The organism is Klebsiella sp. 10 (assembly GCF_018223925.1).
GTDB classification, from domain to species: Bacteria; Pseudomonadota; Gammaproteobacteria; order Enterobacterales; family Enterobacteriaceae; genus Klebsiella; species Klebsiella pneumoniae.
The window spans coordinates 66,911-87,114 of record NZ_JAGRRB010000012.1 but is presented as its reverse complement, the minus strand read 5'-3'; the positions used below and the strand labels follow the sequence as shown (position 1 = coordinate 87,114).

Genomic DNA, 20,204 nt, shown 5'->3' with positions numbered 1-20,204 from the left:
CAATGTTGCTTTCCGCCGGCGGATCACCGCCGGCTTTTTATTTTGAATGACCCACCAACGTAAAAAAATGCCATGACGCATTTTTTCCTTATCGCCAGACCAGCAAAACTGTTGACTATAATAGCCTCAATTGATTAATTCATATCTGGTGATACACATCATGAATATTAAACCGCCGATCAGGCCGCAAAAGACCATTGACCGACTGATCGATGTACTTGAGCCACACGCGACCCCCGTTAACGCGATCGCCAGAAAAAGACTGACATGGGAATATAAAGGCAAAACCCAGCTCTTTATTTTTAAAAAAGGCGAGCTGTCGATTATTCGTAATTCCGACAGGCTACTGATGGTGACCGTCTATGAGCCGCATCTTTTCGGCGTGGCGGAAATGCTGCAGCCCAGCCGCAGCCACAGCCTGCGAGCCGAGGTATCATGCGAACTGCTACGGATCGACCACGACCTGGCTTCGGCGCTTTTTCGTCAGCATAACCTGTGGGAAGAGGTGACCAGCCTGTTGGCTTATCATACCTCGTATATGGTGTATCGTGACGATCTGGTCCTGCAGCAGCGTACCTATTCGGTCATCCGTAACCATCTGCTGGAGATGATGCTATTAAGCGAAGAGACCCGACAGCGGGTATCTATTCTTGAGTATATTCAGGACAGGACCCTTCTGTCGCGTAGCAGTATTCTCAATGTATTGTCAGCATTAAAGAAAGGCGGTTATATTGCCTTTGCCCGCGGCGGTTATTTACAAAATATCGTCTCACTTCCTGAAAAATTCTGACCTGCACTCCTCCTATCATTTATTGTTATTTGCTGCAGCGGGGAAGATGTTTAAATTTAAACCAATAACCGTTACCGCTAAAAGAACAAAAATTTTATGCTAAGCGCCTGGGTTTCCCGGAAGACAATCTATTCCTGAGTTCGCCAGCAGACGACCACAAACGGCGTTAACCGCCGGGCCTGCACCGGCTCAGGATATGCCAGCGGAAATCGGCCAGACGTGTGCGGCGGTAGCGAGAGTTGCCCCCTCGCCTGCCGCGACCATAACAATGAGATGCACGAACCCGTTAATTATGCCCGAACGCCCATATCGGGCTTTTTTTTATCTGAAGGAATTTAATAATGAAGTCTATTGCTGCAAAAATGGTTGCCGTAACGATCGCTTTGGGAGCCAGCAGCGCTGCCTGCGCAGCCGTTAACCTGCATGGAGAAGCTGGCGCCGAGTTTACCAATCTGTCCGCCAGCTTTGGCGCCGGGGAACCGGGTATGACGTTCAGTTCTCAGTGGGCTCATAGCGACAACGACGGAGATAGTGTAGGACTGGGAATGGGTTATAACTTTAACGTTGGCCCTTTTCTGATGACCCTGGGCGGTAAGGCGGTCTATCTGAACCCAAAAGATGGTGATGAAGGTTACGCCATCGCCGCCGGTGGTGGCGCTGAACTCCCCCTTGGTCAGTATTTCACGTTTTTCGGCGAGGGCTATTACTCACCGGACTCAATGTCCAGCGGCGTTGAGGATTATGTGGAGGCCAATGCCGGGGTACGCCTTAACGTGCTCCCGTCTCTGAATATCGAAGCTGGCTATCGCTATATTGATATGGCAGGGAAAGATGGCAATCGCGATAACACGCTGGCCGACGGCGCTTACGCCGGGGTTAACTTCCGCTTTTAACTCTTCACAGGGATTGCCGGTCAGCAGTCCCTGTTTCATTCTCAGCTGGTCAGCGGCACGCTTTTCAGTACGCGGTTGATCTCTTGTAGGCCCGCAACATTATTCTCTTTGCGGTAAACCTCATTCATGGACGCCATCTGCTCCAGGCGGGTCAGGGCGCCATACACTTTATACGCCTCGCTGTGTCTGTCGAACACATCGCGGCGCTCCACGTCCTGCAGATAATGACTTTTCAACGAATGGTTAAGGCGACTAATCAGTGCCGTATTGTCCTGGAAATAGCGCCTCACCGCCTGGGCATGATTCGCTGTAGTCCCAGACTCACTGGGCGATACCGGTACGGTTAGCGCATTAATCGTCTCCACCGTTTGGGAGGGCGATGTTGAACTGCACCCAGCTAAACCGAGCACGCCGGCGACGATAAGCAACCCGATCTTGTTCATTGTGTCACTTCACCTCTGTTAATTTGACGAGGCGACTTTAACGACAGTAAAAGGAGGCAACCAGCGAAGAGATGTTTATAAATAAATGTCCAGCGGGGACAAAAACAAAAAAAGACGCTTTTCAGCGTCTTTTTTCTGGAATATTGGTACCGAGGATGGGACTCGAACCCACAAGCCCGTTAGGGCACTACCACCTCAAGGTAGCGTGTCTACCAATTCCACCACCTCGGTACAGAATACTTAGTGCGGGATATCGCTGGTCGGCTGAGCCGGCGCAGTTGGCTGAGTTTGCTCCGTTTTCGGCGCGCTCAGATTATCCCACTCACTTCCTTTACTGGTCTTGTTGCTGTTGATATTACCCAGCGCCAGACTGATGATGAAGAACAGCGCAGCCAGGATGCCGGTCATACGGGTCATAAAGTTGCCAGAACCGCTGGACCCAAACAGTGTGCCGGAAGCGCCTGCACCGAAGGAGGCTCCCATATCAGCGCCTTTACCTTGCTGCAGCATAACCAGACCTACAAGGCCAATCGCTACAATAAGGAAAACAACCAAAAGAGCTTCGTACATAATCAACCTGTTCCTTGCGGATTCGCCGCATACCAAGTGCTTCGACCAATAAAGCGGGACGTTTTAACGTTTCCCACTGAAGCGGGTGTGAATACTAACCAAAGCGAATGACCTTCGCAAGGGCAATTTCGACACATTGTATCAACTGCAGAAAAAAACAGCAAAAAGCCAATTTTCGATCATAAAAAAGGCGGCAAGCGCCGCCTTTTTAACCACTTAGCCGGCAAAGCTAAACGCTTTTTACCGCCTCAGCGATGCGGTGCGCAAACTCGTGCACCTGCTCTTCATGCTCGCCTTCCACCATCACGCGGATCAGCGGCTCCGTACCCGATTTACGCAGCAGGACACGGCCGCGTTTTCCTAACGCCGCCTCCACTTCCGCGGTCACCGCTTTGACGTGCTCATTCTCCAGCGGGTTACCGCTGCCCTCGGTAAAGCGGACATTCACCAGCAGCTGAGGGAACATTTTCATCCCGCTGCACAGGTCATGCAGGCTCATGTGGTTGCGGACCATCGCCGCGACCACCTGCAGGCTGGCGACAATGCCATCGCCGGTGGTGGTTTTATCCAGCAGGATCACATGGCCGGAGTTTTCCGCACCGATGCGCCAGCCTTTTTCCTGGAGCATCTCCAGTACATAGCGGTCACCGACCTTCGCGCGGGCAAACGGGATGCCTAACTGCTTGAGCGCCAGCTCCAGCCCCATATTACTCATCAGCGTGCCGACGGCGCCGCCGCGCAGCTGCCCCTGACGCAATCCTTCCCGGGCTATGATATAGAGGATCTGGTCGCCATCGACTTTATTGCCTTCGTGGTCAACCATAATCACCCGATCGCCATCGCCGTCGTAGGCGATGCCCAGATCGGCTTTTTCCGCCAGCACGCGCGCCTGCAGCGCCCGCACGTCAGTGGCGCCGACCTCTTCGTTGATGTTGAGACCGTCTGGCTCGCAGCCCATCGCGATAACCTGGGCTCCCAGCTCGCGGAAGACATTAGGGGCGATGTGATAGGTCGCGCCGTGCGCGCAATCCACCACCACTTTCAGCGTTCCCAGGCTCAGTTCGTTGGGAAAGGTACCCTTACAAAATTCAATGTAGCGCCCCGCCGCATCGACGATACGGCTGGCTTTGCCCAGCTCAGCCGAATCCACGCAGGTGAGCTCTTTCTCCATTTCGGCTTCAATCGCCTCTTCGACATCATCCGGCAGTTTGGTGCCCTCAATGGAGAAGAATTTAATGCCGTTGTCGTAGAAAGGGTTATGTGAAGCAGAGATAACAATCCCCGCCTCGGCGCGGAAGGCGCGCGTCAGGTAGGCGATGGCCGGTGTCGGCATAGGCCCGGTGAACGACGCAGAGAGCCCCGCTGCCGCCAGTCCAGCTTCCAGCGCCGATTCCAGCATATAGCCCGAAATACGGGTATCCTTGCCGATGATAATTTTACGCGAACCGTGACGCGCTAACACTTTGCCCGCCGCCCAGCCCAGCTTGAGCACAAACTCCGGAGTGATCGGCGCATCGCCGACGCGGCCACGAATACCATCGGTGCCAAAATACTTGCGGTTACTCATAACGTTTTTTTCCCTTAGCGGCGAGGGTGGCTTCCACCACGCGCAGCGCTTCTACCGTTTCTTTGACATCATGGACGCGGATAATCTGCGCGCCCTGCATTGCTGCAATGACGGCACACGCCAGGCTGCCGTTCAGCCGCTCCGACGGCCCGACGTTCAGCAACTGACCTACCATCGACTTACGTGACATACCGACCAGCAGCGGCAGACCAAAGTGATGAAACTCCCCAAGCCTGGCCAACAGTTGGTAATTGTGGGAGAGATTTTTACCGAAACCGAATCCCGGGTCGAGCAGCAATTTTTCTTTTGCGATCCCCGCCTGTTCGCAGCGCACAATGTGCTCATTAAAAAAACGCTCAACATCGGCGAAGACGTCCTCATACTTCGGCGCCTCCTGCATGGTTTTTGGTTGTCCCTGCATATGCATCAGACACACCGGCAGTCCGGTTTCCGCGGCGGCCTGCAGCGCGCCGGGCTCGGTCAGCGAACGAATATCGTTGATGATATGCGCCCCGGCCCGGGCCGATTGGCGAATAACCTCCGCCTTGGAGGTATCCACTGAGATCCATACCTCAAAGCGCTGGGCAATGGCTTCAACCACCGGTATCACCCGCGCAAGCTCCTCTTCCACACTAACCTCAGCCGCCCCTGGCCGCGTCGATTCACCGCCGATATCAATGATGGTCGCGCCGGCGTTGATCATCAGATTGGCATGCTTCACCGCCTCAATCAGCGAATTATGGGCGCCGCCATCGGAGAAGGAGTCAGGCGTCACATTTAGAATACCCATCACGTGGGGGTGAGAGAGATCGAGGGTTGAGCCCTGGGCTACAAGTTTCATCACAAAATCCCTGAGACTGAAGAGGTTAAAAAAGAAAAACCCCGGAGCGGACGCCCGGGGTTTTAAGGTTAAACAAGCATCAACAGCGGTAGCTTACTTGTCGCCCAGCTGCTCTGACATGGTGTTGCCCGGGTTCGGCGTACGCGGTTCATCAACCGGACGCGGCGCACGAGGCGTGCCATTGTTGTCAGAGTTGTTAGAAGAACCAGGTTCTTCCCAACCCGCTGGCGGACGAACTTCGCGACGAGCCATCAGGTCGTCAATCTGCGGCGCATCGATGGTCTCATACTTCATGAGCGCATCTTTCATCGCGTGCAGAATGTCCATGTTGTCGTTCAGCAGCTGGCGAGCACGACCGTAGTTACGCTCAATCAGCGATTTCACTTCCTGGTCGATGATACGCGCGGTTTCATCGGACATATGCTTCGCTTTCGCGACGCTACGGCCGAGGAAGACTTCACCCTCTTCTTCCGCATACAGCAGCGGACCGAGTTTGTCGGAGAAGCCCCACTGGGTCACCATGTTACGCGCCAGGTTCGTCGCCACTTTAATATCGTTGGACGCACCGGTAGAAACATGTTCCGGACCGTAGATAATCTCTTCCGCCAGACGACCGCCGTACAGGGTGGAGATCTGGCTTTCCAGTTTCTGACGGCTGGCGCTGATTGCATCGCCTTCCGGCAGGAAGAAGGTCACACCCAGCGCACGACCGCGCGGGATAATCGTCACTTTGTGCACCGGATCGTGCTCCGGCACCAGGCGACCAATAATCGCGTGGCCCGCTTCATGATAAGCAGTAGACTCTTTCTGCGCTTCCGTCATCACCATGGAGCGACGTTCCGCACCCATCATGATTTTGTCTTTCGCTTTCTCGAACTCAACCATCGACACAACGCGTTTGTTACCGCGGGCAGCAAACAGCGCCGCTTCGTTGACCAGGTTGGCCAGATCCGCACCGGAGAAGCCCGGGGTACCGCGCGCAATGATTGCCGCATCGATATCCGGCGCCAGCGGAACGCGACGCATATGCACTTTCAGGATCTGCTCACGACCGCGAACATCCGGCAGGCCAACCACCACCTGGCGGTCAAAACGGCCCGGACGCAACAGCGCGGGGTCAAGAACGTCCGGACGGTTAGTCGCCGCGATAACGATGATACCTTCGTTACCTTCGAAGCCGTCCATCTCAACCAGCATCTGGTTCAGGGTCTGCTCACGTTCATCGTGACCACCGCCCAGGCCTGCGCCACGCTGGCGGCCGACGGCGTCGATTTCATCGATGAAGATGATGCAAGGCGCGGCTTTCTTAGCCTGTTCGAACATGTCACGCACACGAGAAGCGCCCACACCGACGAACATTTCGACGAAGTCAGAACCGGAAATGGTAAAGAACGGTACCTTCGCTTCACCAGCGATCGCTTTCGCCAGCAGCGTTTTACCGGTACCCGGAGGGCCGACCATCAGGACGCCTTTCGGGATTTTACCGCCCAGTTTCTGGAAGCGGCTCGGCTCACGCAGGTATTCTACCAGCTCGCCGACTTCCTCTTTCGCTTCGTCACACCCGGCAACGTCTGCAAAAGTGGTTTTGATCTGGTCTTCCGTCAACATACGGGCTTTGCTTTTGCCGAAGGACATCGCGCCCTTCCCGCCGCCGCCCTGCATTTGCCGCATAAAGAAGATCCAGACGCCGATCAGCAGCAGCATTGGGAACCAGGAGATGAAGATGGAAGCCAGCAGGCTCGGCTCTTCTGGTGGTTCGCCAACAACTTTGACGTTTTTAGTCAACAGGTTATCGAGCAGCTTCGGATCGTTAACCGGAATGTAAGTCGTGTAACGGTTACTATCTTTCTTGGTAACGTTGATCTCACGTCCGTTGATACGCGCTTCGCGAACCTGGTCCTGATTGACCTCTTGCAGGAAGGTAGAATAATCCACCTTGCGGCCATTCGACTCGCTGGGCCCAAAGCTCTGGAATACTGACATCAGCACAACGGCAATGACCAGCCAGAGTATTAGGTTTTTCGCCATGTCACTCAAGGGATTAACCTCTTATTACAACTGTGTTAAAAACAGCGTCAGGATACTCTATATCCAGTTTCTTTCAAACTTTCGTTTGAAATCTGCCGGTTATGGTTTACGCCCGGTCGCTACAATATACACTTCACGCGAACGAGCGCGGGAAGAGTCCGGCTTACGAACTTTGACCTTCGTAAACAGGGAGCGAATTTCTCGAAGATACTCATCGAAGCCTTCGCCCTGGAACACCTTCACTACAAAACTACCACCTGGCGCTAATACATCACGAGCCATTTCAAGCGCCAGTTCTACCAGATACATAGCCCGGGGAATATCCACCGCCGGTGTTCCGCACATATTCGGCGCCATATCGGACATGACAACTTGGACTTTACTGTCGCCCACTCGCTCAAGTAACGCTTTCAGGACTAATTCATCACGAAAATCGCCCTGAAGGAAGTCCACACCAACGATTGGATCCATTGGTAAAAGATCGCAAGCGATGATGCGGCCGCTGTTGCCGATCTGCGTGACCGCATACTGCGACCAGCCACCGGGAGCAGCACCGAGGTCGACTACCGTCATCCCCGGCTTAAAAATTTTGTCACTTTGCTGTATTTCATCAAGTTTAAACCAGGCACGGGAACGTAACCCCTTTTTCTGTGCCTGTTGAACATATTTATCGCTAAAGTGTTCCTGAAGCCAGCGGCTTGAGCTGGCAGAACGCTTTTTACCTGTCATTTAACATTCCCGTTCGGGTTCATCGTACTTTACTGCGTAAAAATCGACGCGGTAGTTTGGCGATATATGGGAGATGGCGGTAGAATGACCCGTTTTCAATCCCAACGTAAGCAAAAAAATACGATGAATCTGAGTACTAAACAAAAACAGCACCTGAAAGGTCTGGCACATCCGCTCAAGCCGGTAGTTATGCTTGGCAACAATGGTTTGACCGAAGGGGTACTGGCCGAGATCGAACAAGCGTTAGGGCACCATGAACTCATCAAGGTGAAGATCGCCTCAGAAGATCGCGAAACAAAAGCCTTGATCGTGGAAGCCATCGTACGCGAAACCGGCGCCTGTAACGTACAGGTCATCGGTAAAACGCTGGTTCTGTACCGCCCAACACCAGAGCGTAAAATCTCGCTGCCACGCTAAGAATATCCTGAATCTCGACACAACTTTGTGTAAAACGAGGGATTTCTGCGGCCAGGCGAGCAAAATGCCATGCTCCTGACGTTGATAAAAGGCCGCTATGCGGCCTTTTTCCTTTCTTTACAATCTATAAACATCGTAGCGGGAAATACGCCTTACAGGTATTCAACCTTGGTAATTTCGTATTCCACTTCCCCACCCGGGGTACGGATAGTCACGACGTCATCCTGCTCTTTGCCGATCAGACCGCGGGCGATCGGCGAGTTCACGGAGATCAGATTCTGCTTAAAATCAGCTTCGTCATCGCCCACGATGCGGTAGGTCTGTTCCTCGTCGGTATCGAGGTTCAGCACGCTGACGGTAGAACCAAAAATCACCCGGCCGTTGTTCGGCATTTTGGTGATATCGATAACCTGCGCGTTAGACAGCTTCGCTTCGATATCCTTGATACGCCCCTCGCAGAAACCCTGCTGCTCACGCGCGGCGTGATACTCGGCATTCTCTTTCAGATCGCCGTGTTCACGGGCCTCAGCAATAGCGGCAATGATTTCAGGACGACGCACAGACTTCAGATAATCCAGTTCTTCGCGCAGTTTTTCAGCGCCACGTAAGGTCATCGGAATCGCTTGCATTAGTTATACCTCTTTATCATTCCTTCAGGGAACGGATAGCTCCGCTCCGCCACCTGTCCTGCCCACGGGCAGGACACGAGCAAAAAGAAACCGACCCGGGAAACACTCCCCAGGTCAGCAGCAATTTTTCATTTGATGGGTATTTTACCCCGAAGTTCATTATGGGTCATCGTTTACTTTACTGGGCGTTGCACCGTAGTATGACGGCCTGGCTTCAGGTTGTTAGCGCGAGATTATGCGATTTCCCAGATTTATCATCGGATTGACCGCCGGTATAGCGCTTAGCGCTCAGGCGGCGAATATTGACGAGTACATCAACCAGCTTCCCGCCGGTGCGAACCTTGCCTTTATGGCGCAAAAGGTCGGCGCATCGACGCCGGAAATCGACTATCACAGCCAGCAAATGGCGCTCCCGGCCAGTACGCAAAAGGTCATCACCGCGCTGGCGGCGCTGCTGCAACTGGGGCCCGATTTTCGCTTTACCACCACGCTGGAAACCAAAGGTTCCCTTGACGGCGGCGTGCTGAAAGGCGACCTGATTGCACGCTTCGGCGGCGATCCGACGCTTAAACGGCAGGATATTCGCAATATGGTGGCGACGCTGAAAAAAGCCGGCGTGCAGCGTATCGAAGGCAATGTGCTCATCGATACGTCGGTCTTCGCCAGCCATGACAAAGCGCCCGGCTGGCCGTGGAACGACCTGACGCAGTGCTTCAGCGCCCCGCCGGCGGCGGCGATTGTCGACCGTAACTGCTTCTCTGTCTCGCTGTATAGCGCGCAGAAACCGGGCGATGTCGCCTTCATTCGCGTTGCATCCTATTATCCGGTCACCATGTTCAGCCAGGTGCGAACGCTGGCGCGTGGCTCATCGGAAGCGCAGTATTGCGAGCTCGACGTGGTGCCGGGCGATCTCAATCGCTATACTCTCACCGGCTGCCTGCCGCAGCGTAGCGAGCCGCTGCCTCTGGCCTTCGCCATTCAGGATGGCGCCAGCTACGCCGGAGCGATCCTCAAAGCGGAGCTGGCCCAGGCGGGGATCACCTACAGCGGCACGCTGCTGCGCCAGACGCTGGCCAATGAGCCCGGCACCGTGCTGGCAACCAGCCAGTCGGCTCCGCTGCACGATCTGCTGCGGATCATGCTGAAGAAGTCAGACAACATGATTGCCGACACCGTCTTTCGCACCATCGGCCACGCCCGGTTCGGCGTACCTGGCACCTGGCGGGCGGGCTCCGATGCCGTACGGCAGATCCTGCGTCAACAGGCTGGGGTCGATCTCGGCAATACTATCATCGCCGACGGCTCTGGCCTGTCGCGCCACAACCTGATCGCCCCGGCGACCATGATGCAGGTGCTGCAGTATATCGCCCAGCACGATACCGAGCTCAACTTCATCTCCATGCTGCCGCTGGCGGGCCATGACGGATCGCTGCAGTATCGCGCCGGTCTTCATCAGGCGGGCGTCGATGGTAAAGTTTCGGCGAAAACCGGGTCGCTCCAGGGGGTTTATAACCTCGCAGGCTTCATCACTACCGCCAGCGGACAAAAGATGGCCTTCGTGCAATATCTCTCCGGATACGCCGTGGAGCCAGCTGATCAGCGCAATCGCCGCATCCCACTGGTCCGCTTTGAAAGCCGCTTGTATAAAGATTTGTACCAGAACAATTAAAACAAAAGGGCCGCATCAGATGCGGCCCTTTTTGATCCAGAGAAGTCAGGATTAGCGTTTGTAGATGAATTCGACGCCTTCTTCGTCGTCCTCATCCCAGTCGTCATCCCAGTCTTCGTCATCTTCTGCTTCGGCTTCGGCCTCTTCAAGCTGCTGACGGTGATAGTCGTCCCACATAAACTCGACTTTCTCCGGCTTCTGCTCTTCTTCCGCCTGCACGATCGGGTTTTCGATGATGAAGGTCATCACGTCCCAGCACAGCTCTTTCACGCCCTGCTGGCTGGCCGCGGAGATCAGGTAGAATTTCTCTTCCCAACCCAGCGCTTCGGCAATCGCTTTGGCTTTGGCTTCGGCTTCGGCCTTGTCCATCAGGTCAATCTTGTTGAAAACTAACCAGCGTGGTTTGGAGGCTAGCTTCTCGCTGTATTTCTCCAGCTCGCCGATGATAATGCGCGCATTCTCAACCGGATCGGAGCCGTCGATCGGATCGATATCGATGAGGTGCAGCAGTACGCGGCAGCGCTCGAGGTGCTTGAGGAAGCGGATACCGAGGCCTGCCCCTTCCGCTGCGCCTTCAATCAGCCCCGGGATATCGGCAACTACGAAGCTCTTTTCATTGTCCATACGCACCACGCCCAGGCTTGGCACCAGGGTGGTAAACGGATAGTCAGCCACTTTCGGCTTGGCGGCGGAGACCGCACGGATGAAGGTGGATTTGCCGGCGTTCGGCATGCCCAGCATCCCGACATCGGCCAACAGCATCAGCTCCAGCTGCAGGTCGCGTTTATCACCCGGGGTACCCATGGTTTTCTGACGCGGCGTACGGTTAACGGACGATTTGAAACGGGTGTTGCCCAAACCGTGCCAGCCGCCTTTCGCCACCATCAGACGCTGACCGTGTTTGGTCATATCGCCCATGGTCTCGCCGGTGCCCTGATCGATAACCCGGGTGCCGACCGGCACTTTTACCGTCACGTCTTTACCGCGCTTACCGGTACAGTCGCGGCTTTGACCATTCTGCCCACGTTCGGCGCGGAACGATTTTTCAAAACGGTAGTCGATCAGGGTGTTCAGGTTCTCGTCCGCTTCCAGCCAGACATCGCCGCCATCGCCGCCATCGCCGCCGTCCGGACCGCCTTTCGGAATATACTTTTCGCGGCGGAAGCTTACGCAACCATTGCCGCCGTCACCTGCTACGACCAGGATCGTTGCTTCATCTACAAACTTCATTTTACTCTCCGTAAATCATTCGCCTGAGCGGGGCAGCGGTACTACCGCCTCTCGCTTACGCCAACGTCCCCAAAGACGATGACCGATGGCGGAATACATCGCGCCCGCAACCACGACAAACGCACCGAGATAACCAATCAGGTTTAACATCGGTCTGGCGAAAACATCGGGCCAGGCCATTGATAATAAATCAGAAAACAGTAGCGTAAACAGTGGCGTCAAGGTGATTAACGCGCTGACCTGCGCCGCCTGCCAGCGCGCCATGGCTTCCGCCAGCGCCCCGTAGCCAACCAGGGTATTCAGCCCGCAAAAAATCAGGCATGCCAGTTGCCAGCTGCTTAACCGGGAAATCACTCCGGGCTCAGCAAGCGGCAGTAATGCAATCGTACACAAAGTGTACAGCAAAAATAGTATCTGCTGTGATGCCAGACGGCGCAATAACACCTTTTGCGCGACGCCGTAGCTTACCCACACCGTAGCGGCAGCAACGCCGAAAATTACCCCCCACGTGTAGTCCGTCAGGCGGGTAAAGATTTCAATCAGACTGGTATTGAAGAACATCACCAGCCCGCTGAGCAGCATCAACGCGCCCACCACCTGGGTGCCGCGCATGCGCTCTTTCAGAATTACGACGCTAGCCACCATCATCCCCACCGGCGATAGCTGGCCGATGACCTGAGAAGCCGTGGGGCTGAGGTATTGCAGGGAAGAACTAAACAGGATGAAGTTACCGAACAGACCGCCGGTGGCAATCGCTAATAACACCAGCCAGCGCGGCTTGCGAAAAATTCGCATCGGCGGCAGTTTGCCTTTGATCGCGAGGATCGCGCCAAGCCCAATGCTGGCCATCAGGAAGCGATAAAAGACCACCGTAGGCGGCGCCATCACCTCGAGAACCTGTTTCATTGCAATCGGCAACGCTCCCCAACACATTGCGGTGGTAAGCGCCAGAATAATGCCAATCCCAGCCTGCTGCTTCATGCCTGTTTCCCTGCAAAAATTTTCCGGTAGACGAATGTAAAAAGCCCCGCAACGTGTTGCGGGGCTTTCATCCGTTACCGGGACGCGAAAAACTTATTCAGCAACGATGCTGATGAATTTACGGTTTTTCGGGCCTTTAACTTCGAACTTGACTTTACCGTCAGTCAAAGCGAACAGAGTGTGGTCACGGCCGCAACCAACGTTGGTACCAGCGTGGAATTTAGTACCACGTTGACGAACGATGATGCTACCTGCCAGAACTGCTTCACCGCCGAAACGTTTTACGCCCAGACGTTTAGCTTCTGAATCGCGACCGTTACGAGTCGAGCCGCCAGCCTTTTTATGTGCCATTTAAATCTACTCCTCAGGTCTTAGGCGCTGATGCCAGTGATTTTCACATCAGTGAACCACTGACGATGGCCCTGCTGCTTACGATAGTGTTTACGACGACGAAACTTAACGATTTTAACTTTCTCGCCACGACCGTGAGCAACAACTTCAGCTTTGATTACGCCGCCCTCAACGAAAGGAACGCCGATCTTGATTTCTTCACCGTTTGCGATCATCAGCACTTCAGCGAATTCAACAGCTTCGCCAGTTGCGATGTCCAGCTTTTCCAGGCGAACGGTCTGACCTTCGCTTACTCGGTGTTGTTTACCACCACTTTGGAAAACCGCGTACATATAAAACTCCGCTTCCGCGCACCTCTTTATGTGATTCAGAGTGCGCTATAAATATTCACAATAGGGCGCGAATATTACGCAAAACGCGAGCCTTTGACAAGAGCGATTAGCGATCAATGCAGAAAAAAAACACAACTTTCACGACAACGTTTATCTACGGCAATTTTTCAGTACAATCATATCTTCTTTTAATTCTGTCTTAATCCTTCTGTGATCCCACCTGGATTCATGGTAACAGGACATTTGGCCCGGCTTTTGCGATGAATTTAGAAAAAATCAATGAGTTAACCGCGCAAGATATGGCGGGTGTCAATGCGACGATTCTTGAGCAACTCAACTCCGATGTTCAGCTTATCAATCAGTTAGGCTATTACATCGTCAGCGGCGGCGGCAAACGCATTCGCCCGATGATTGCTGTGCTCGCCGCACGCGCGGTGGGCTATCAGGGGAGCGCGCATGTCACCATTGCCGCGCTGATTGAATTTATTCATACCGCCACCCTGCTGCATGACGACGTCGTCGATGAGTCTGATATGCGTCGCGGCAAAGCCACGGCCAATGCGGCGTTTGGCAATGCCGCCAGCGTGCTGGTCGGCGATTTTATCTATACCCGCGCCTTTCAGATGATGACCCAGCTGGGCTCGCTGAAGATCCTTGAGGTCATGTCGGAAGCGGTGAACGTCATTGCCGAAGGCGAAGTGCTGCAGCTGATGAACGTCAATGACCCGGATATCACCGAAGAGAACTACATGCGCGTTATCTACAGCAAGACGGCGCGCCTGTTTGAAGCTGCCTCGCAGTGTGCGGGACTGCTGGCCGACTGCACTGCGGAAGAAGAGCGCGCGTTGCAGGATTATGGCCGCTATCTCGGCACCGCTTTCCAGCTAATCGACGATTTACTCGATTATAGCTCTGACGGCGAGCGGCTCGGTAAAAACGTCGGTGACGACCTGAACGAAGGTAAACCCACGCTACCGCTGCTGCACGCCATGCACCATGGCACACCCGATCAATCAGCGATGATCCGCGGTGCGATCGAGCAAGGCAACGGCCGCCATCTACTGGATGCTGTGCTGGAAACGATGGCGACCTGCGGTTCGCTGGAATGGACGCAGAAGCGTGCCGAAGAAGAAGCTGACAAAGCCATTGCCGCGCTGCAGATCCTCCCGGACACGCCCTGGCGCGAAGCCTTGATTGGGCTGGCGCATATTGCAGTCCAGCGCGATCATTAATCCCCCCTCCTTTCCCGCGCGACGCGCGGGAAAGTTCCAGTAAAATGTCATTTCTCTCCCTAAACTTCCGAATATCTTGATAGATTCTGAATATTCCGGCGCTTTAACAGAACTTGTTAGAACCCTACATAGTACGCGGGTATAGTGTCTCTATCGCCCATGTGGGACGATCTGGACCTTTAACACCAGGAGAATTTATGGATAAGTTCATCGACTGGCATCCCGCAGATATTGTTGCGGGATTACGTAAACGGGGAACATCGCTGGCGGCAGAGTCGCGACGGCACGGACTAAGTTCTTCAACGCTGGCGAACGCCCTGACCCGCCCCTGGCCGAAAGGCGAATTGATTATCGCCACAGCGCTGGAAACGCAGCCGTGGGTCATCTGGCCGTCACGCTACCACGACCCGGTGACTCATGAGTTTATCGACAGAACGCAGATGATGCGTCAGAAGAAGATCGACAAGTGATGTGATTGCTCGACAGCGCCCCGGGACGTTGTTCCGGGGCGCTGTCAGGACGCGGTTACTCGCCCTTCACGCGTTGAATATTGGCGCCCAGGGCCTGCAGTTTATCTTCGATACGCTCATAGCCGCGATCGATATGATAGATGCGATCGACGATGGTGGTCCCTTCAGCGATACAGCCGGCCAGCACCAGGCTCGCCGACGCGCGCAAATCGGTCGCCATCACCTGCGCGCCAGAAAGCTGCTTCACGCCGTGACAGATAGCGGTATTGCTCTCGATCTCCGCGTGCGCGCCCATACGGATCAGCTCCGGAATGTGCATGAAGCGGTTTTCAAAGATCGTTTCGGTGATCACGCCGGTCCCTTCCGCTACCAGGTTAAGCAGCGTGAACTGGGCCTGCATATCGGTCGGGAAGCCCGGGTGCGGCGCGGTACGCACGTTGACCGCTTTCGGACGGTTGCCGTGCATATCGAGGCTGATCCAGTCTTCGCCCGTTTCGATGTCAGCCCCGGCGTCGCGCAGCTTCGCCAGTACGGCATCCAGGGTATCCGGTTGCGCGTTACGGCAGAGGATCTTGCCGCCGGAAATCGCCGCGGCCACCAGGAAAGTCCCGGTTTCAATACGGTCAGGCAGCACACGGTAGACACCGCCGCCCAGGCGCTGCACGCCTTCGATGGTAATGCGATCGCTACCCTGGCCTGTGATTTTTGCGCCCAGCGCGTTCAGGAAGTTGGCGGTATCGACAATCTCCGGCTCGCGAGCGGCGTTTTCAATAATCGTCGTTCCCTCCGCAAGCGTCGCTGCGCTCATGATGGTTACGGTGGCGCCGACGCTCACCTTATCCATCACAATATGCGCGCCTTTCAGGCGACCGCTGACCGAGGCTTTGACATAACCTTCTTCCAGTTTGATCTCGGCGCCCAGCTGCTCCAGACCGCTAATATGCAGATCGACCGGACGCGCGCCGATAGCGCAGCCGCCAGGCAGAGAAACTTGCCCCTGACCGAAACGCGCCACCAACGGGCCCAGCGCCCAGATAGAGGCGCGCATGGTTTTCACCAGATCGTACGGAGCACAGAATACATCGACCGGGCCGGCGTCAATCCATACCGAACCATTGCGCTCGACCTTCGCGCCCAGCTGGCTCAGCAGCTTCATGGTGGTATCGATGTCTTTCAGCTTAGGTACGTTTTGGATCTCTACCGGCTCTTCGGCAAGCAGCGCGGAAAAGAGGATTGGCAGGGCGGCGTTTTTTGCCCCGGAGATGGTGACTTCACCCTGAAGGCGAGTCGGCCCCTGAACACGGAATTTATCCATTGATTCTGTTCTCTATTAAAAATTCACATACGCTGCAGGGGATCCCCCACAGCTTAGAAGCCATTGAGTTTGCGGTCTCGCGCCCACTCCTGCGGAGTAAAGGCCTTGATCGACAGCGCATGGATGCGGTTGTCGGCAATATATTCCATCAGCGGCGCGTAGACGCTCTGCTGCTTTTTCACCCGACTCATGCCATCGAACATCTCACCCACAGCAATAACCTGAAAGTGGCTGCCATCGCCAGAGACGTGGACTTCCTGGAGGGGGAGTGCGTTCATCAGCACGGTCTGAATTTCATGATTTTCCATGGGCTCAAATTTATCTGATAGTGAAAACAGCCCAACATCTTAGAGGAAAGTGGCGCGGTCTTAAACAAGCAAAAAGCCCCGGCGAAAAGATTGCCAGGGCTTTCGGAATAGCTTCAGTGCTAAGGCACTGAAAAGATTATCAGATCAGATCGGCAGGCAGGTTGTAAAGACCGATCAGCGTTTGCAGGTTTTCGCTCTTGCCGACCAGCTGCGCTTCCCGGCCCTGACGGCGAATCAGCGCCATAAAATGCACTAACAGCGCCAGGCCCGCGGTGTCCACGCGCGTGGTCTGACTGAGATCGATGATCGCCGTTCCCGCCGTCGCCTGGGCGCGCGCCTCCCAGAGCGGGACCAGCAGATCCTGATCCAGCTCCCCGTGCAGCGCCAGCGTCTCGCCCTCGCGAGTCCAGCTCAGCTGCCCGCTCATTATTTTTTCTGTTCCAGGGTGATCGGCTGCGCAGAGATCGCTTTCAGCTGCGCGGTCAGGCCATCAACGCCCTTGGTGCGCAGCAGATCGCTCCACTCATTCTGTTTGGTGGTGATCATGCTCACCCCTTCCGCGATCATATCGTAGGCCTGCCAGTTGCCGGTCTGGGTATTTTTACGCCACTGGAAGTCAAGACGTACCGGCGGACGACCGTTCGGGTCGATGATAGTGACGCGGATCGGAACGATGGTTGCGCTGCCCAGCGGCTGCTCCGGAGCAATCTGGTAAGTCTGCCCATGGTACATCGCCAGCGCCTGACCGTAGGCCTGCTTCAGGTATTCACGGAAGGCGGCAAAATAGGCCTCACGCTGCGCAGGGGTCGCTTCTTTGTAATAGCGGCCCAGCACCAGCGCGCCGGCATATTTCACCTGTACATACGGCAATAACTCCTGGTCGACGATGTCGCGCAGATAGTTAGGATTAGCTTTAATCTTCGGCTGTTCATTCTTCAGGCGATCGAAGGTTTTCTGCGCCGCTTCATTCATCAGCTTATACGGATTGGACTGATCTGCAGCCTGGACGGCGGTCAGCGGGGCAATCACCAGCATGGCGACCATGAGTAAGCGTTTAAACATATCGTATTTCTCCTGAAATTAATGCGTCGTGCCGGCTGCCGGCGTCGCGTCAGTATGACCTTCTGCCTCGGCCTTATCATTGCCAGAATTCTGATTGTCGCCACCCTTACTGTTATAAAGGAACTGACCAATCAGATCTTCCAGCACCATGGCGGACTTAGTGTCCTGGATAGTGCCGCCGTCTTTAAGGATAGTCGTCCCGAGGTCCGGGTCTTCAAAACCGACGTTCAGCGCCAGGTACTGCTCGCCCAGCAGGCCAGAGGTGCGGATCGCCAACGAACTGGTATCCGGGATATGGTTGTAGCGCTCATCGATATCGAGCTCCACGCGTGGCAGATAGGTTTTCGGATCGAGCGTAATGTCCGCTACCCGCCCCACTACCACGCCGCCGATGCGCACCGGCGAGCGCGCCTTCAGGCCGCCGATGTTATCGAAAGTCGCATAAAGGCGATAAGTCGGCTCGGTGCGTAGCGAGGTGACGTTCGCCGCCTTCAGGCAGACAAACAGCGCCGCCAGCAGCGCCACCAGTAAGAACACCCCTACCCAGATTTCAGTTTTTTTCGTTTGCATGAACTCAATTCCCAAACATCAGCGCAGTCAGCACAAAATCCAGCCCCAGAACCGCCAGCGACGCATGCACCACGGTACGCGTTGTCGCCCGGCTAATCCCGGCGGAAGTGGGGATAGCGTCATAACCATTAAATAACGCAATCCAGGTTACCGTAATAGCGAACACCAGACTCTTAATCAGGCAGTTCACCAGATCCATTCGCCAGTCGACGGCATTTTGCATCGCGGTCCAGAAAAAACCACCGTCAATGCCTTTCCAGCTCACACCCACCAGCGCACCGCCCCAGATCCCTACCGCGACGAAGATAATCGTCAGCAGCGGCAGCGAAATGACACCGGCCCAGAAGCGTGGGGAAATGACGCGACGCAGCGGATCCACCGCCATCATCTCCATACTGGAGAGCTGTTCCGTGGCCCGCATCAGGCCAATCTCGGCGGTCAGCGCCGACCCGGCGCGGCCGGCAAACAGCAGCGCGGCGACCACCGGCCCCAGCTCACGCAGCAGCGACAGCGCCACCAGCATGCCAAGACTGGTCTCTGCGCTGTAGGTGGTTAACACCAGATACCCCTGCAGCCCGAGCACCATACCGATAAACAAGCCCGATACAATGATAATCAGCATCGACAGGACGCCGACGTTATAGAGTTGACGAACCAGCAGCGGCGCGTGCTTGCGAAACTCTGGTTTGCCGACAACGGCGTTGAATAGCATTAATCCGGCGCGTCCAAACGTCGCGGTGGTTTTAATACCGCGATGACCTAGCGCGGCCAGCGCATTAAACAGCATGAGTCGCTCAACTCCCTATGCCTAATAAATCATGGTGATAGTCGCCAGCAGGATAACGGAACGGCACCGGACCGTCGGCAATACCATCAATGAACTGACGAACCCGAGGATCGGTATTCTCCCGTAGCGACTGGGCGCTACCGTGGGCGACAATCTTTTTATCCGCCACGATATACGCGTAGTCCGCAATACTAAGCACCTCGGGCACATCGTGCGAAACCACGATGCAAGTGACACCCAGCGTGCTGTTGAGTTCAGAAATCAGCTTCACCAGCACGCCCATAGTGATGGGATCCTGCCCGACGAACGGTTCGTCGAACATAATCAGATCCGGCTCCAGGGCAATGGCTCTCGCCAGGGCGGCGCGGCGCGCCATCCCACCGGAAAGCTCAGAAGGCATTAACTTCGCCGCACCGCGTAGCCCCACCGCTTCCAGCTTCATCATCACCGTCGTATGCAGCAGCGCAGGCGGCAAATGCGTATGTTCGCGCAGCGGATAGGCAACGTTGTCAAAGACATTGAGATCGGTGAACAGCGCGCCGGACTGGAACAGCATGCTCATCCGCTTACGCACCGTATAAAGACGCGAACGCGTCATCTGCGGCACGTTCTCGCCATCAAACAGGATCTCTCCCCTGTCCGGCGGGATCTGGCCGCCGATCAGGCGTAACAGGGTAGTCTTGCCGATCCCCGAAGGTCCCATGATCGCAGTAATTTTACCGCGCGGCACCGACAGCGAGATGTCGTCGAAGATCACACGATCGCCGCGTGAAAAGCGGATACCGCGCACTTCAACTAAATTCGCCTGAGTTTGGCTCATAAAATCATCCTTACTAAACACCTGACGGGCAAGCATGGCCCTTTCTTGCGCCACAATCACAACATTTTTACAGAATCTTACCTGCACAGGTTAGCGAAAGCTGGCATTTGTTTTACTTTTGGCACACATAAAGTCAAAATTAAGAATTCGTTACGCTGCGTAGGGATAAC

General features: G+C 55.2%; 24 protein-coding genes and 1 tRNA gene. 6 read left to right on the top strand and 19 right to left on the bottom strand.

Annotation, left to right across the window (positions count from 1 at the left end):
- Positions 1-160 precede the first annotated feature (160 nt).
- On the top strand, positions 161-790 hold the full coding sequence (locus KHQ26_RS13875; protein WP_004174150.1) for a winged helix-turn-helix transcriptional regulator: 630 nt from the start codon (positions 161-163) through the stop codon (positions 788-790).
- A 341-nt stretch (positions 791-1,131) separates the two neighbouring features.
- Positions 1,132-1,683: a YfaZ family outer membrane protein gene (locus KHQ26_RS13870; RefSeq protein WP_004174149.1), complete on the top strand. Its 552-nt coding sequence runs from the start codon at positions 1,132-1,134 to the stop codon at positions 1,681-1,683.
- 41 nt (positions 1,684-1,724) lie between these two features.
- Here the strand turns inward: KHQ26_RS13870 and KHQ26_RS13865 are convergent, their stop codons facing one another.
- From KHQ26_RS13865 to rlmE, 7 genes are all read right to left on the bottom strand, one after another.
- Positions 1,725-1,973, bottom strand: coding sequence for a hypothetical protein (locus KHQ26_RS13865; protein WP_014906872.1), 249 nt, complete (start codon positions 1,971-1,973; stop codon positions 1,725-1,727).
- A 297-nt stretch (positions 1,974-2,270) separates the two neighbouring features.
- Positions 2,271-2,357 (bottom strand) — tRNA-Leu (locus KHQ26_RS13860).
- A 9-nt stretch (positions 2,358-2,366) separates the two neighbouring features.
- Positions 2,367-2,696, bottom strand: a complete 330-nt coding sequence (secG, locus tag KHQ26_RS13855) for a preprotein translocase subunit SecG (RefSeq protein WP_002918369.1) — start codon at positions 2,694-2,696, stop codon at positions 2,367-2,369.
- A gap of 229 nt (positions 2,697-2,925) precedes the next feature.
- Entirely contained in the window at positions 2,926-4,263 is a 1,338-nt protein-coding gene (gene glmM, locus KHQ26_RS13850) for a phosphoglucosamine mutase (protein WP_004900886.1), read from the bottom strand.
- Positions 4,256-5,104, bottom strand: coding sequence for a dihydropteroate synthase (gene folP, locus KHQ26_RS13845; RefSeq protein WP_002918371.1), 849 nt, complete (start codon positions 5,102-5,104; stop codon positions 4,256-4,258). Before folP ends, glmM begins: the two co-directional genes overlap by 8 nt.
- A gap of 93 nt (positions 5,105-5,197) precedes the next feature.
- Positions 5,198-7,132: an ATP-dependent zinc metalloprotease FtsH gene (gene ftsH / locus KHQ26_RS13840; RefSeq protein ID WP_002918372.1), complete on the bottom strand. Its 1,935-nt coding sequence runs from the start codon at positions 7,130-7,132 to the stop codon at positions 5,198-5,200.
- A 99-nt stretch (positions 7,133-7,231) separates the two neighbouring features.
- Positions 7,232-7,861 carry a 23S rRNA (uridine(2552)-2'-O)-methyltransferase RlmE gene (gene rlmE, locus KHQ26_RS13835; RefSeq protein WP_020804364.1) on the bottom strand — a complete coding sequence of 210 codons (630 nt, stop codon included), beginning with the start codon at positions 7,859-7,861 and terminating at the stop codon, positions 7,232-7,234.
- Between the two features lie 123 nt (positions 7,862-7,984).
- Between rlmE and yhbY the strand changes: the two genes are divergently transcribed.
- Positions 7,985-8,278 (top strand): ribosome assembly RNA-binding protein YhbY, encoded by a 294-nt coding sequence (gene yhbY, locus KHQ26_RS13830; RefSeq protein WP_002918374.1) that lies wholly within the window; start codon positions 7,985-7,987, stop codon positions 8,276-8,278.
- Positions 8,279-8,430: 152 nt separating this feature from the next.
- On the opposite strand, the gene greA is transcribed toward yhbY, so the two are convergent.
- Positions 8,431-8,907 carry a transcription elongation factor GreA gene (greA, locus tag KHQ26_RS13825; RefSeq protein ID WP_002918375.1) on the bottom strand — a complete coding sequence of 159 codons (477 nt, stop codon included), beginning with the start codon at positions 8,905-8,907 and terminating at the stop codon, positions 8,431-8,433.
- 235 nt (positions 8,908-9,142) lie between these two features.
- On the opposite strand from greA, the gene dacB reads away from it, so the two are divergent.
- Positions 9,143-10,576: a serine-type D-Ala-D-Ala carboxypeptidase gene (dacB, locus tag KHQ26_RS13820; protein ID WP_002918376.1), complete on the top strand. Its 1,434-nt coding sequence runs from the start codon at positions 9,143-9,145 to the stop codon at positions 10,574-10,576.
- Positions 10,577-10,627: 51 nt separating this feature from the next.
- Here dacB and cgtA read toward each other — a convergent pair whose 3' ends face one another.
- From cgtA to rplU, 4 genes are all read right to left on the bottom strand, one after another.
- Complete coding sequence (gene cgtA, locus KHQ26_RS13815) at positions 10,628-11,806, bottom strand: Obg family GTPase CgtA (RefSeq protein WP_002918377.1); 1,179 nt, start codon at positions 11,804-11,806, stop codon at positions 10,628-10,630.
- 15 nt (positions 11,807-11,821) lie between these two features.
- On the bottom strand, positions 11,822-12,787 hold the full coding sequence (locus KHQ26_RS13810) for a DMT family transporter (RefSeq protein WP_004149938.1): 966 nt from the start codon (positions 12,785-12,787) through the stop codon (positions 11,822-11,824).
- Positions 12,788-12,880: 93 nt separating this feature from the next.
- Entirely contained in the window at positions 12,881-13,138 is a 258-nt protein-coding gene (gene rpmA, locus KHQ26_RS13805) for a 50S ribosomal protein L27 (RefSeq protein WP_002434222.1), read from the bottom strand.
- 20 nt (positions 13,139-13,158) lie between these two features.
- Positions 13,159-13,470, bottom strand: coding sequence for a 50S ribosomal protein L21 (gene rplU / locus KHQ26_RS13800; RefSeq protein WP_002918379.1), 312 nt, complete (start codon positions 13,468-13,470; stop codon positions 13,159-13,161).
- Positions 13,471-13,730: 260 nt separating this feature from the next.
- Here rplU and ispB point away from each other — a divergent pair, with 260 nt between their 5' ends.
- Complete coding sequence (gene ispB, locus KHQ26_RS13795; RefSeq protein ID WP_004144907.1) at positions 13,731-14,702, top strand: octaprenyl diphosphate synthase; 972 nt, start codon at positions 13,731-13,733, stop codon at positions 14,700-14,702.
- Between the two features lie 197 nt (positions 14,703-14,899).
- Positions 14,900-15,172, top strand: coding sequence for a DNA-binding transcriptional regulator SfsB (gene sfsB, locus KHQ26_RS13790; RefSeq protein ID WP_002918381.1), 273 nt, complete (start codon positions 14,900-14,902; stop codon positions 15,170-15,172).
- Positions 15,173-15,227: 55 nt separating this feature from the next.
- On the opposite strand, the gene murA is transcribed toward sfsB, so the two are convergent.
- The 7 genes from murA to mlaF all read right to left on the bottom strand — a co-directional run bounded on the left by murA (position 15,228) and on the right by mlaF (position 20,034).
- A complete protein-coding gene (gene murA, locus KHQ26_RS13785) occupies positions 15,228-16,487 on the bottom strand; it encodes a UDP-N-acetylglucosamine 1-carboxyvinyltransferase (RefSeq protein ID WP_002918382.1) in 1,260 nt (419 codons plus the stop codon).
- A 53-nt stretch (positions 16,488-16,540) separates the two neighbouring features.
- Entirely contained in the window at positions 16,541-16,795 is a 255-nt protein-coding gene (gene ibaG, locus KHQ26_RS13780) for a BolA family iron metabolism protein IbaG (protein WP_004144910.1), read from the bottom strand.
- A 139-nt stretch (positions 16,796-16,934) separates the two neighbouring features.
- On the bottom strand, positions 16,935-17,222 hold the full coding sequence (gene mlaB / locus KHQ26_RS13775; RefSeq protein WP_004185850.1) for a lipid asymmetry maintenance protein MlaB: 288 nt from the start codon (positions 17,220-17,222) through the stop codon (positions 16,935-16,937).
- The gene (gene mlaC / locus KHQ26_RS13770) at positions 17,222-17,857 is read right to left on the bottom strand and encodes a phospholipid-binding protein MlaC (RefSeq protein WP_002918386.1); all 636 of its coding nucleotides are present in this window, start codon (positions 17,855-17,857) and stop codon (positions 17,222-17,224) included. Before mlaC ends, mlaB begins: the two co-directional genes overlap by 1 nt.
- A gap of 18 nt (positions 17,858-17,875) precedes the next feature.
- Complete coding sequence (gene mlaD, locus KHQ26_RS13765; protein WP_002918387.1) at positions 17,876-18,427, bottom strand: outer membrane lipid asymmetry maintenance protein MlaD; 552 nt, start codon at positions 18,425-18,427, stop codon at positions 17,876-17,878.
- 4 nt (positions 18,428-18,431) lie between these two features.
- Positions 18,432-19,214 (bottom strand): lipid asymmetry maintenance ABC transporter permease subunit MlaE, encoded by a 783-nt coding sequence (mlaE, locus tag KHQ26_RS13760; RefSeq protein ID WP_004150949.1) that lies wholly within the window; start codon positions 19,212-19,214, stop codon positions 18,432-18,434.
- A gap of 7 nt (positions 19,215-19,221) precedes the next feature.
- The gene (mlaF, locus tag KHQ26_RS13755; protein ID WP_004150950.1) at positions 19,222-20,034 is read right to left on the bottom strand and encodes a phospholipid ABC transporter ATP-binding protein MlaF; all 813 of its coding nucleotides are present in this window, start codon (positions 20,032-20,034) and stop codon (positions 19,222-19,224) included.
- Between the last annotated feature and the right edge of the window lie 170 nt (positions 20,035-20,204).

Excerpts from the sequence above, each read along its gene's own strand:
- KHQ26_RS13875 (WP_004174150.1), top strand. The coding sequence starts at position 161 with ATGAATATTAAACCGCCGATCAGGCCGCAAAAGACCATTGACCGACTG.
- KHQ26_RS13870 (WP_004174149.1), top strand. The coding sequence starts at position 1,132 with ATGAAGTCTATTGCTGCAAAAATGGTTGCCGTAACGATCGCTTTGGGA.
- secG (WP_002918369.1), bottom strand. The coding sequence starts at position 2,696 with ATGTACGAAGCTCTTTTGGTTGTTTTCCTTATTGTAGCGATTGGCCTT.
- glmM (WP_004900886.1), bottom strand. The coding sequence starts at position 4,263 with ATGAGTAACCGCAAGTATTTTGGCACCGATGGTATTCGTGGCCGCGTC.
- folP (WP_002918371.1), bottom strand. The coding sequence starts at position 5,104 with ATGAAACTTGTAGCCCAGGGCTCAACCCTCGATCTCTCTCACCCCCAC.
- ftsH (WP_002918372.1), bottom strand. The coding sequence starts at position 7,132 with ATGGCGAAAAACCTAATACTCTGGCTGGTCATTGCCGTTGTGCTGATG.
- rlmE (WP_020804364.1), bottom strand. The coding sequence starts at position 7,861 with ATGACAGGTAAAAAGCGTTCTGCCAGCTCAAGCCGCTGGCTTCAGGAA.
- yhbY (WP_002918374.1), top strand. The coding sequence starts at position 7,985 with ATGAATCTGAGTACTAAACAAAAACAGCACCTGAAAGGTCTGGCACAT.
- greA (WP_002918375.1), bottom strand. The coding sequence starts at position 8,907 with ATGCAAGCGATTCCGATGACCTTACGTGGCGCTGAAAAACTGCGCGAA.
- dacB (WP_002918376.1), top strand. The coding sequence starts at position 9,143 with ATGCGATTTCCCAGATTTATCATCGGATTGACCGCCGGTATAGCGCTT.
- cgtA (WP_002918377.1), bottom strand. The coding sequence starts at position 11,806 with ATGAAGTTTGTAGATGAAGCAACGATCCTGGTCGTAGCAGGTGACGGC.
- KHQ26_RS13810 (WP_004149938.1), bottom strand. The coding sequence starts at position 12,787 with ATGAAGCAGCAGGCTGGGATTGGCATTATTCTGGCGCTTACCACCGCA.
- rpmA (WP_002434222.1), bottom strand. The coding sequence starts at position 13,138 with ATGGCACATAAAAAGGCTGGCGGCTCGACTCGTAACGGTCGCGATTCA.
- rplU (WP_002918379.1), bottom strand. The coding sequence starts at position 13,470 with ATGTACGCGGTTTTCCAAAGTGGTGGTAAACAACACCGAGTAAGCGAA.
- ispB (WP_004144907.1), top strand. The coding sequence starts at position 13,731 with ATGAATTTAGAAAAAATCAATGAGTTAACCGCGCAAGATATGGCGGGT.
- sfsB (WP_002918381.1), top strand. The coding sequence starts at position 14,900 with ATGGATAAGTTCATCGACTGGCATCCCGCAGATATTGTTGCGGGATTA.
- murA (WP_002918382.1), bottom strand. The coding sequence starts at position 16,487 with ATGGATAAATTCCGTGTTCAGGGGCCGACTCGCCTTCAGGGTGAAGTC.
- ibaG (WP_004144910.1), bottom strand. The coding sequence starts at position 16,795 with ATGGAAAATCATGAAATTCAGACCGTGCTGATGAACGCACTCCCCCTC.
- mlaB (WP_004185850.1), bottom strand. The coding sequence starts at position 17,222 with ATGAGCGGGCAGCTGAGCTGGACTCGCGAGGGCGAGACGCTGGCGCTG.
- mlaC (WP_002918386.1), bottom strand. The coding sequence starts at position 17,857 with ATGTTTAAACGCTTACTCATGGTCGCCATGCTGGTGATTGCCCCGCTG.
- mlaD (WP_002918387.1), bottom strand. The coding sequence starts at position 18,427 with ATGCAAACGAAAAAAACTGAAATCTGGGTAGGGGTGTTCTTACTGGTG.
- mlaE (WP_004150949.1), bottom strand. The coding sequence starts at position 19,214 with ATGCTGTTTAATGCGCTGGCCGCGCTAGGTCATCGCGGTATTAAAACC.
- mlaF (WP_004150950.1), bottom strand. The coding sequence starts at position 20,034 with ATGAGCCAAACTCAGGCGAATTTAGTTGAAGTGCGCGGTATCCGCTTT.